Origin of the sequence: Methylobacterium sp. E-041, from assembly GCF_022829665.1 — a bacterium.
Taxonomy (GTDB): Bacteria; Pseudomonadota; Alphaproteobacteria; order Rhizobiales; family Beijerinckiaceae; genus Methylobacterium.
Map to the genome: position 1 here is coordinate 1 of NZ_JAKSYQ010000262.1, position 8,984 is coordinate 8,984.

General features: G+C 64.6%; 12 protein-coding genes. 3 read left to right on the plus strand and 9 right to left on the minus strand.

All coding sequences use genetic code 11. The annotated features are described in order from the left end of the window. The 7 genes from MKK70_RS23365 to MKK70_RS23395 all read right to left on the minus strand — a co-directional run. Positions 1-227: FAD binding domain-containing protein (locus MKK70_RS23365; protein WP_243950242.1), on the minus strand; the 227-nt coding region annotated here is incomplete at its 3' end. A 148-nt stretch (positions 228-375) separates the two neighbouring features. Next, positions 376-705, minus strand: coding sequence for a hypothetical protein (locus tag MKK70_RS23370; protein ID WP_243950244.1), 330 nt, complete (start codon positions 703-705; stop codon positions 376-378). A gap of 134 nt (positions 706-839) precedes the next feature. Then, the gene (locus MKK70_RS23375) at positions 840-1,166 is read right to left on the minus strand and encodes a hypothetical protein (RefSeq protein ID WP_243950246.1); all 327 of its coding nucleotides are present in this window, start codon (positions 1,164-1,166) and stop codon (positions 840-842) included. Between the two features lie 228 nt (positions 1,167-1,394). Continuing rightward, the gene (locus tag MKK70_RS23380) at positions 1,395-2,324 is read right to left on the minus strand and encodes a DUF4238 domain-containing protein (protein ID WP_243950248.1); all 930 of its coding nucleotides are present in this window, start codon (positions 2,322-2,324) and stop codon (positions 1,395-1,397) included. A gap of 30 nt (positions 2,325-2,354) precedes the next feature. After that, a complete protein-coding gene (locus MKK70_RS23385) occupies positions 2,355-2,930 on the minus strand; it encodes a GNAT family N-acetyltransferase (protein ID WP_243932666.1) in 576 nt (191 codons plus the stop codon). Next, entirely contained in the window at positions 2,927-3,229 is a 303-nt protein-coding gene (locus tag MKK70_RS23390) for a DUF1778 domain-containing protein (protein ID WP_243932664.1), read from the minus strand. The genes MKK70_RS23385 and MKK70_RS23390 overlap by 4 nt, the downstream gene beginning before the upstream one ends. 1,144 nt (positions 3,230-4,373) lie before the next feature. Then, complete coding sequence (locus MKK70_RS23395) at positions 4,374-4,811, minus strand: MucR family transcriptional regulator (protein ID WP_243950250.1); 438 nt, start codon at positions 4,809-4,811, stop codon at positions 4,374-4,376. 406 nt (positions 4,812-5,217) lie between these two features. Between MKK70_RS23395 and MKK70_RS23400 the strand changes: the two genes are divergently transcribed. The 3 genes from MKK70_RS23400 to MKK70_RS23410 all read left to right on the plus strand — a co-directional run bounded on the left by MKK70_RS23400 (position 5,218) and on the right by MKK70_RS23410 (position 7,316). Beyond that, complete coding sequence (locus tag MKK70_RS23400) at positions 5,218-5,769, plus strand: MucR family transcriptional regulator (RefSeq protein ID WP_409568319.1); 552 nt, start codon at positions 5,218-5,220, stop codon at positions 5,767-5,769. A gap of 641 nt (positions 5,770-6,410) precedes the next feature. Further along, entirely contained in the window at positions 6,411-6,665 is a 255-nt protein-coding gene (locus MKK70_RS23405; RefSeq protein WP_243950254.1) for a hypothetical protein, read from the plus strand. Between the two features lie 81 nt (positions 6,666-6,746). Then, positions 6,747-7,316 carry a hypothetical protein gene (locus MKK70_RS23410; protein ID WP_409568318.1) on the plus strand — a complete coding sequence of 190 codons (570 nt, stop codon included), beginning with the start codon at positions 6,747-6,749 and terminating at the stop codon, positions 7,314-7,316. A 75-nt stretch (positions 7,317-7,391) separates the two neighbouring features. Here the strand turns inward: MKK70_RS23410 and MKK70_RS23415 are convergent, their stop codons facing one another. Both MKK70_RS23415 and MKK70_RS23420 read right to left on the minus strand, forming a co-directional pair. Further along, positions 7,392-7,529, minus strand: coding sequence for a hypothetical protein (locus tag MKK70_RS23415; protein WP_243950256.1), 138 nt, complete (start codon positions 7,527-7,529; stop codon positions 7,392-7,394). A gap of 483 nt (positions 7,530-8,012) precedes the next feature. Further along, positions 8,013-8,264, minus strand: coding sequence for a hypothetical protein (locus MKK70_RS23420; protein WP_243950258.1), 252 nt, complete (start codon positions 8,262-8,264; stop codon positions 8,013-8,015). Positions 8,265-8,984 lie beyond the last annotated feature (720 nt).

The window sequence follows — 8,984 nt, forward strand, 5'->3', positions numbered from 1 at the left end:
AACACGTTCGTCGCCAGCGCGCCGAGCCGCAGGCCGCCGTCGTGCTCGACGATCTCGCCGCGCGGCAGGCGGGTGATGTCGACGAGGCGGCCGGGCCGTTCGACGTCGTACTTCATCAGGTCGATCAGGTTGGTGCCGCCCGCGATGACGCGGGCCCCGGGCGCGGCGGCGAAGGCCTGGACCGCCTCGGCCACGGTGTCGGCGTGGACGTAGTCGCAGCGGTTCATCGGGCTTCCCACTGCATTACGGCCTCGATCGACTTGACGATTCTGGTGGACGCGCCGCACCGGCAGATCTAGATTGGCCTTGTCCGGACCCGCCCACGTAGTCGGTGACGCTGATCCGTCTCAACCGGACGGCCGCGGCAGCTGAGGCCTACGCGCAGAGGATCAGCATGAGGCTCAGTTCCGGGCGTTCGTGCCAGTCGGCTGTCATCAACCGCTTGAGGCCTTCGAGGCGACGTATGAGTGCCTGCCTTTTGGAGGGCGTCAGCTCGGCAAACGGCTCCAGACAGGCAGTCCTCAGGTTCCTGCGCAGTTCGGCGACCTCTGCCTCGTCGCGAGAGCCGAGGCAGATGTCGCCGAACTGGGCCGGAAACTGAGGACTGCCTGTCTGGAGCCGTTTGCCGATCTGACGCCCTCCAAAAGGCAGGCACTCATACGTCGCCTCGAACGCCTCAAGCGGTTGATGACAGCCGACTGGCACGAACGCCCGGCACTGAGCCTCATGCTGATCCTCTGCGCGTAGGCCTCAGCTGCCGCTGCCGTCCGGTTGAGACGGATCAGCGTCACCGACTCCGTGGGCGGTTCCGTACAAGGCCAATCTAGATCTTCCGGTCTCTAGTGCAGATGTCTTAGATCCTTCGGGTCGCCCGATATGAGGTCGATGACACGCGCGAGGAGGTGCAAGGCCAACTGTTCGTTCGGCAGTACGATGGCGTAGCCGATTGCTCTTGGGCCGTACCGGTGGAAGTGCTCCAAGTGGGCTGTTCGCAGTACGAGGATCATTTCGACCTCCTGCTCCCCGAGATATAAACCTTGCTGAATGCAAAGACGCAGGATTGCGCCAAGGTCGTGCTGGATCCTTTGTTTTCCCATCTCCTGATCGGTCATGCCTCGCTCAAGGAGATAGGCCTTGAGGCTGAGTTCTGCGGTCATACTCAGCAAGTGGCCGACCGGCTCCATAAATTCGCAGTCGCGGATCTGATACCCTAGGATGATCCGTGCGCTGTGCCAGTATCGGATAGCGGTCGCGAGCCGCAGGGAGGCTAGTGGCTGTCTCAATACGCTCATCGAAACTGAGATCCGATCCCGTTGGCCATGACAGCGGCTGTCTCCCGTCCGCTGCGGACGGTATCAAGCGCCAGATTTCAGTCACTAGACTGGGGTTGTAATTCAGGGCTCTTCCCAGCCGCCTCTGATCCTAAGGCCGCGCTTGGCGGTCCGGGCATACGCCTCCACCAGGTCGCGGCTGGCTGAGGCGAAAACGGTGCTCGACCCCACCACCGCTCTGTTCATCTTCCGGATGCGCGGGTCGTCGGCGTCGATGAACGCGCTATAGCCCGCCCGTCCAACCGAACAGATCGCCACGTCCCAAGCCACCGGCATCCATAGTTCCGCGCCTGGGTCGCCAAGATCCTGTCGCCGGGTTCCCATGGCCATGAACCTCGCGAACGGGGTGCTGCCGAGGATAAAGGCGCGGCGCGGGGCGGTGATCCGGGCAACCGCGAAGCCGCGCTGAAGCATGGCGGGCGTCGCCGTTTCGAGGGGGCTGGCCGCGCCTTCCGCCATCGCGTCTCGGCGCGCCCGCTCGATGAATTTAGGACTGGCGAGGAAGGCGCGCTCCTCGGCGGACGGGGACCCGTGCAGCGCCTCCCATTGAGCCATGCCGTCCGCGATGATGCTGTCCACGCTCCGGCGGATCAGCACCCCGCGGTGAAGGTCTGGTGAGCGTCGATGCTGCGCGATGAGCAGGTCGACAAGGGCGCGCTGGTCGGCCTGGCTGAAGGTGGTCAAGCGGCCCGCTCGTGCGTCCTTGATGACGCGCTCCAGAACCGGCCCAGCGCGGCTCTCGATCGCCGACAGGCGCGTCTCCGTCGTGGTGTCGCGCGTGCCGTCGCGTCGGCGGATCGTGTAGAGATGCCGGACCTGGAACAGGCGCTTGATGGGCCTGCGCTCCACGCCTCTCTCAGGGTGGCGCTTGTCGAACGACCACAGTTGCCCGTCCGACCCGGCGAAGCGCCGCTGCACCATCTGCGGGATGTAGTGATGTCGCCGAGGGACTGACTGCCCGGTGCGCTCCGCAGGGCTGGGCCCATCCGACATGTCGCCGTCCTGACCGCTGCGGGTGGTTCGCTATGCGCTTTGCGCGGCCGGCGGAGCTGTCCGGGCGATGGCCGCGCGCACCACCTTCATGCCGATGAGCATGCGGGGCTCGTGTCCGGGGAGGTCCGCGAAACCGAGCCGGCGATACAGGCGCGCCGCATCCTCGTTCAAAGCGTCGAGGACGATGAAGGCGGCTCCGATCTGGTCGGCGATGCCGGCGCAGCGCGTGAAGGCGCTCGCCATTAGGAAGCTGCCGATTCCCTTGCCCTGGTGGGCTTGGTGCACGCCCACGACCGAGAGGTAGACCGCCGGCACGTTGTCGTACCGGCCGACCTTCTTCCGAAGGGGCTCGGGTAGGGTGCACGTGTCGATGCCGTGCGCGTTCAGGGCGTAGAAACCCACGATCTCGGCCGGTTCGCCGTTCTCGGGAGGGAAGCACGCCAAGACGCATCGCGTGGTCTCCAGGTCCTGGAGCCCTGCCGCGTTCGTCTTGAGGAAGTTGTCGACCCGAGGCTCCCCGGACGAAAAAGCCGCTCGGCCGGCCTTGTGCTTGGCCCGGTCGAGCGGCTCGATCCGCAGGCGCCCCAGAAGGGCGCGATCGATCATGCGACGTGAGCGACTTCGGCGTGGAGGCTCATCAGGTCTAGGAGTGCAGGCGTGGGCTCGGTCGCGTCGAAGGCGGCCATGAAGGCCTGATGGGCCTCCGGCTTGAGCGCAGTGCGCTCGTAGCTCTGCAACGTGTCGCGGGCCGCACGCGTGGCCGTAACGGTGACGAATTCAGACGTGTTCACGCCGAGCGAACGCGCGGCGCGCTCGATCAGGGACCTGGCCTCGACCGTCGTACGCTGTTCCATACGCTCCGAACGAGGCGCGGGCGCGCACACGTCATCACGGAAAGCGAGCATGGGATAAACCCTCCTTGGGCATGCATGCGTTGTACGGCGTACACCGTACAAGTCAACGGTCATATGTGGGTTCCCATGTGATCCGGTTAAGACCGGCGCTCGTCTCCGCGGCTCGCTGCATGCGCCGAGTGCCTGTGATGGCCACGCTCTACACGATCGGACCCGGTTCGCTCTAAGCTCGGCGGAACACGCCAGGCAGAGAAGCGGGCAGAAGCCTTCGCCGGTCATAGCCTCCGATCAGGTCTAGCGACCTCCGCGGCCGCCAATGGCGCTCCAGGCCATGCGATCATGAAGCAGCTACGTCACCGCAAGTTCGAGACGACCGCCGGTTGCATCCGGGCGGGACAGCTTTTCAAGCAGAATACGGCCGGCATGGCTGGCTTGTGAGTTCCGCTGGGGTCTTTTCGAGCTTCAATGTGACGACTCAGAAAGATGGGTAGCGGAGCGGCACGCGTTTTAGTCCTCTTCCATACGCAGAGATATCAGGCCTACATTCGACCCCAGGTCACCTTTCATGATGGGGGGATCTCGTCCACTCGGCGGTGACGATGAACACCGAGAGCCGGCGGCCTGCTGAACCTGTCGGGCGCGGCCGGCACCTTCCTCAAAGTGCCGAGACGGCACCTATTGTCGATCGAGCTGTATGATCTACATTCGTTGCTGGATCACGCCCGCCATTAGTGAACCCGCCGTCTCGGAGGCGCATAAAAAGACCGAGCGCCGGCGGCCTACTTGCGCATGGGAGAGGCGCGGCCGGCACCTTCCGCCATCCTTCTAGAATATGATCAAGCCGGCAGCGTCGAAGAGATCAATCATCTCCACCGGAACTCATGCGACCTGCACGCCTTCGCCTGACAGGGCATCAGCGAGGGCGATATAAGCGACGACGCAACGAAGACAGAGGCCGCCGGCACCCTGCCGCCGGGCCATCCGCTCGATCCCTCGAAGGCACCCCCGCCGCCGACTGACAGCGCCGGCCCAACCTCGCCCGGGCTTCCCGATCCGAAGCCGGATCGTGCGCCTGAGAGCGGCGGCTACGATGGAGTGCCGCCGTCGACCGGCTTCGGGAACGCCAAGGGTGGCTATGGGGCTGGTTGAGGCCTAGGGAGCCCACCGCTGGATCGCGGCGGGCTCCTATCGACCCTCAGGCGGCCGCCCGGCCAGGCCGGCCGAGGCCGATGTTCTTGGCAAGGGCAGAGCGGGCTTCGGAGTACGAGGGAGACACCATCGGGTAGTCAGAGGGCAGGCCAAACTTGACGCGGTAGCTGTAGGGATCGAGGCCGTGCTTGCTCAGATGGCGCTTTAGCGTCTTGTACCGCTTGCCATCGACAAAGCTGATCAGCGCGTCTGGCGTCACCGATTTTTTAATCTGGGCTGGCGTCGGCTGCTCGGCCTTCTCAGCCACGGTGTCGGTGCTTGCAGCCCCAGAACCGCTGTAGAGACCTGCCAGAGCCGCGTGCACGCTTCCGATCAGCCGCGGAAGCTCAGGGACCGGAATGGAGTTGTTCGCCACGTAGGCAGCAACGATGTCGCTAGCCAGCGCGAGCGTTTCTGGGTTCTGCCCTTGGTTCTTATCAGTCACTTAGGTTGTCCTGTGTGTACGCTACCGGCCTGAAATCTGCCGATCTCCGTTCCAGATCAAGGCGCAACTCGTGCAAGATCGCGCGAGCCTGCTGCGACCTGTACGCATGCTCTGTGGGTATGGTTTCGAGGAAGAGTGAGTTGGAGCGTCCCATCGAGGGGGCTGGTTCCGCATCGCATCGAGAGCCGGCGACGAAAGCTCGCAAGCGCAAAGCTCGGACGCTATGTGCGAAGCCCCGGCCGCTCAGCGCTCCGGGGCTTCTCTGCGCCTGCTGAGCCTCATGTCGAAGCACAGCAACAAATTTCCATCCGTTTTGCAGCATTCCGTAGTGTGCTGTTCACGGATATGCCTTGACGATCCACCTTGTTCGGCAGAGCGATAGGTCCTCTTTATGAAAGGGATCGTCGTGGACGAACAAGCCCAAGCTCAATCCACCAACCTTATGGAACTCGCTGCCGACCTCGTCGCGTCCTACGTGTCGAACAACAGCGTGCCGGTCTCGGAGCTGCCCAACGTCATCGCCAGCGTGCATGCGGCCTTGTCCGGTCTCAGCAATGGGGCGGCTGCCGAGCCCGTCGGCCCCGAAAAACCAACGCCGGCCCAGATCAAGAAGTCGGTCACGCCGGACGCGATCATCTCGTTCCTTGACGGTAAGCCCTACAAGACTCTGAAGCGTCACCTGACCGTGGCCGGCCTGACGATGGAGACCTACCGCGCGCGCTACGGCCTGCCGTCGGACTACCCGTCGACCGCGGCAAGCTACTCCGCTCAACGGTCCGAGCTGGCACGGTCTCTCGGCCTCGGCCAGCAGCGGCGCAAGGCAGCTCCCAAGGCCGCCGCAGTGGACGAGACGGTCTCTGAGGCGCCCAAGACCGCCAAGGGCAAGCCGAAGGCCGCTAGGGCCCCCGAGGCGGCTCCGAAGGCCCGCGGACGTAAGAAGGTCGCCGAGACGGCCTGAGGCCGCTCAGCGCCCTGTTGTGGCACGTCCTGGCACGCGCAGCGATGACAGGCCTGTAACCAACTGCCGGCATCCTACACCCGGGTCAAGTTGCGTATCGGCCTCGCTGGTGAGATCCGGGGGTTCCCCGCTCCGTGAGCAGATCGGAGCGGGGCCGAACCGTCCGCCCACGTGTGAAGCATCGAAATCTTCAACAGCATCGGCTTTCAAGGCAGCCCTCCCGTGCGCGCAGGCAACTGAGCGTAGCGTTGCACGTTGAGGCTGGCGCTGTTTGGCGCTTGAGGCATCCCATGTTGTTGATCGCGTCCCTCGTCGCCGGCACCTTCGCGCTCGCCAGCTCCTTCTCACTCATCGCTGTTCTGACGGATTGAAGCTTTCGAGGGCAGCGAGCCTGTGACCAGATCGGACGGCGGTGCCGAGCCGAGCGCCAAGAGGTACCCCCGTCAGCAATCAAATGGTGTTGCTGGCACCTAACCCGCCCCTCTATGCCCGCCGGCCGCCCAGCGACCAGTGAGCCCATGGCATCCTCCTTAGCAGTCTCTCCCGTTCGATCAGGCGCCCAGGCCTGGCGAGACGCTTTCTCTGCGCTTAAGCCCGGCACCGCGCCCTGCTATGGCCTTGAGGGACCGCGCTGGGGAGAAGTGCGCGAAGCCGCTATCGAATTCCTCGACCAGTTCGGCGACGAGGCCGCTACGCTCGATTGGTCGACGCTCGACCTTTTCGGTGTGCATCCGGCCGCGGGCGTGATCCGGGTCGACTACTGTGGGGCTCTGATGCTCAGCGGGGAGCGCGTGCGCGCGATTGAGAGCAACCGGATCTTGTTCGGAATGACGACGTACTACCGTGACGTTCCAGGGCGGCCGGAGGGCGTGCCGGTCTGGGAGTTCACACGGTAGCCTACTGCCAAGATTAACATCATCGTGTGGTATTAAGGTGTGGCATTAAGGCTAGAGTAAGCGCTTGGTTCACTACGGTGATTGCACTGCAACATTTTGACACAAAAGCGCGACAATCCGACTTTTTCTAAATTGGACCTGCGAGGTAGTTTGCTGCGTTGCTGCTGTAGATTGATCGGACAGGAAATGATTTCGATGAAGCGTCTTGCACTCGCGTCGACTGCCCTGGTGGCAGCCTTGGCGTTTATGCCGGCCAGCGCTGATGCGCGCGGCTTCGGCGGCGGCGGATTTCGTGGTGGCGGTGGCGGCTTCGGTGGCGGCGGCTTCGGCCGTGGCGGTGGTTTCGGTCGCGGTGGCTTCGGCGGGGGCTTCCGCGGCGCGGGGTTTGGAGGCGGCTACGGCGGTGGCCGAGGCTTTTACGGTCGCGGGTATGGTGGTCGCGGTTACGGCTACGGCATCGGCGGTCTTGGCCTTGGCGTGGGGCTCGGCCTTGCGGCTGGTGGCCTCTACGGTGGATACGGTGGCGGCTACGGCTATGACGATGGGTATTACAGCGGCGGCTACGCTCCGGCAGCCTATGGTGGCTACGGATATGGCTACCGTCGTCCGGTCTATGGCTATGGTTATAGCCCCTACGGCTACGGGTACTGATCTAACCGCAAGTTAGGCCTCAATCATCGCCCCCAAAAGCTCGTCTTCTCTACGGAGCAGGCGGGCTTTTTACGTTTATCCGCCTTGCAAGCTCGCGCCGAAATCCTCCGGCACCTCGCCAAACTGCACGAGGATCGTCGCGCTTTCCAACTCGCCGGTCTCGTCATCGGCGACGATCTTCAGCGCCGCGGTGCCAGGCATCAGGCCGGCCATAGTCTCGATCCCGCCGTAGCTACAGCCAAAGCAACGATCTATTAACCATGTCCCGCCAGGTTGCCCTCAGCGACCGGCTGATGGCCGAGCGCCGGCAGAGCAGCACCGCCTAGGGGGGTACGGTGCGGCCTCGCCGGCGCCGTAGCGAACCACTCAGCGCCGAGCCGAATTACCTTTGCTCCCGTCCTGAGCGAAGAGCCCAGCATGGCCAACGATCCAGAGGGTCCAGAGACCGGTAAAAGCGTAGCGTGGCGGTCGTCCTACCGGGGCGTCCTATCTCTCGATGATGACCGATCGAGCATCGTCACCATCGACGCCCCCAACGATGAGGACGCGCTCGCGCTTATGAGTTGGATCGCTGAGGGCCGCGCGTTCGAGCTTTGGAACGGGCGCGCATGGATCGGCCAGTCTCCCCTACGGTAGCCCTACGACCTCAAACGGAGCGACGGAGCTTAGGCCTTGGATTGACGATGGATGATGCGCCTACTGTGCGTCGTCTACACCGACCATCCGCACGGTCGCGCCAAGCCGGCTCCGATCCAGCCCCTTCGTGACGTAGCGTTCATCCACTTGTACAACCCGCATCGGCGCCGGGACACGCCCCACGATGCTCAGATTGCCCCGTACAGCCTGTTCGAGCTGAGACCGCACCGCGCCATCGGCCAGCACCGCAAGGCCGCCCACGGTCGCTACAGCGAGGACGCTGCGGGTCACGATCGAGGTGAGGGTGAGCATTTGGAGGCACCTGAAGAGTTCTACGAAGGCTGCTACGCCTGCGCCACAGCCGGCACAAAAAGCGAACAGGCCTACCAGATGGTGAGCCTGTTCTCGGGCTTCAGTAGGCGCGAGACCGGGGCGGGGGGGGCGGGCCATCGCCGTCATCGTCATCCGGCGGAGGCGGTCCCCGGCGACGCGGCGGAGGCGGCGGCCTGTCGTCATCGAAGTCCGGCGGGGGCGGCCGGTAGCGGTGAGGCGGTGGCCTGTCGAAGTCCTCGTCCGGCGGGGGCGGAGGGCGCCGATCGTCATAGGGCTGTGCCGAAGCGCCGGCCGCCGCGAGGACGAACAGAGCAGCGCCGGCAAGAAGTGCGCGCATGGGATCTCCATAGGACGAGCGTACGGGGAGTGCCGTCGCGGATAAACAACCAGCCAGGCCTCTGGGTTCGCTTAGAAGCAGGGGCCAGCGTCATCCTGCAAAACAGCGTCCGCCATCACTGCTGTTTGTGCCCCGGGTAATTGTGCAGGATGTGGCAGAACGGACAGAAGGCTGCCAGGACGGGCAATAACCTGAACCCCTCCGCCCGGCGGGAGCCGGGTGGGAGGCGCGCTCAGAACTCGCCGCCGAGCCCGGCCCGCACCCCGTGGCCGCCGTCGCCGCCATAGGCGTAGCCGACGTTGATCGCCAGCGGCACGGCGGTCGGCAGGCGGTGCGAGAGTGCCGCGCCGCCGGCCCACTCG

Bases quoted from the DNA above. Each gene is read 5' to 3' on its own strand.
- MKK70_RS23380 (WP_243950248.1), bottom strand. From the start codon at position 2,324: ATGTCGGATGGGCCCAGCCCTGCGGAGCGCACCGGGCAGTCAGTCCCT.
- MKK70_RS23385 (WP_243932666.1), bottom strand. From the start codon at position 2,930: ATGATCGATCGCGCCCTTCTGGGGCGCCTGCGGATCGAGCCGCTCGAC.
- MKK70_RS23390 (WP_243932664.1), bottom strand. From the start codon at position 3,229: ATGCTCGCTTTCCGTGATGACGTGTGCGCGCCCGCGCCTCGTTCGGAG.
- MKK70_RS23415 (WP_243950256.1), bottom strand. From the start codon at position 7,529: ATGGCCGGCCTGATGCCTGGCACCGCGGCGCTGAAGATCGTCGCCGAT.
- MKK70_RS23420 (WP_243950258.1), bottom strand. From the start codon at position 8,264: ATGCTCACCCTCACCTCGATCGTGACCCGCAGCGTCCTCGCTGTAGCG.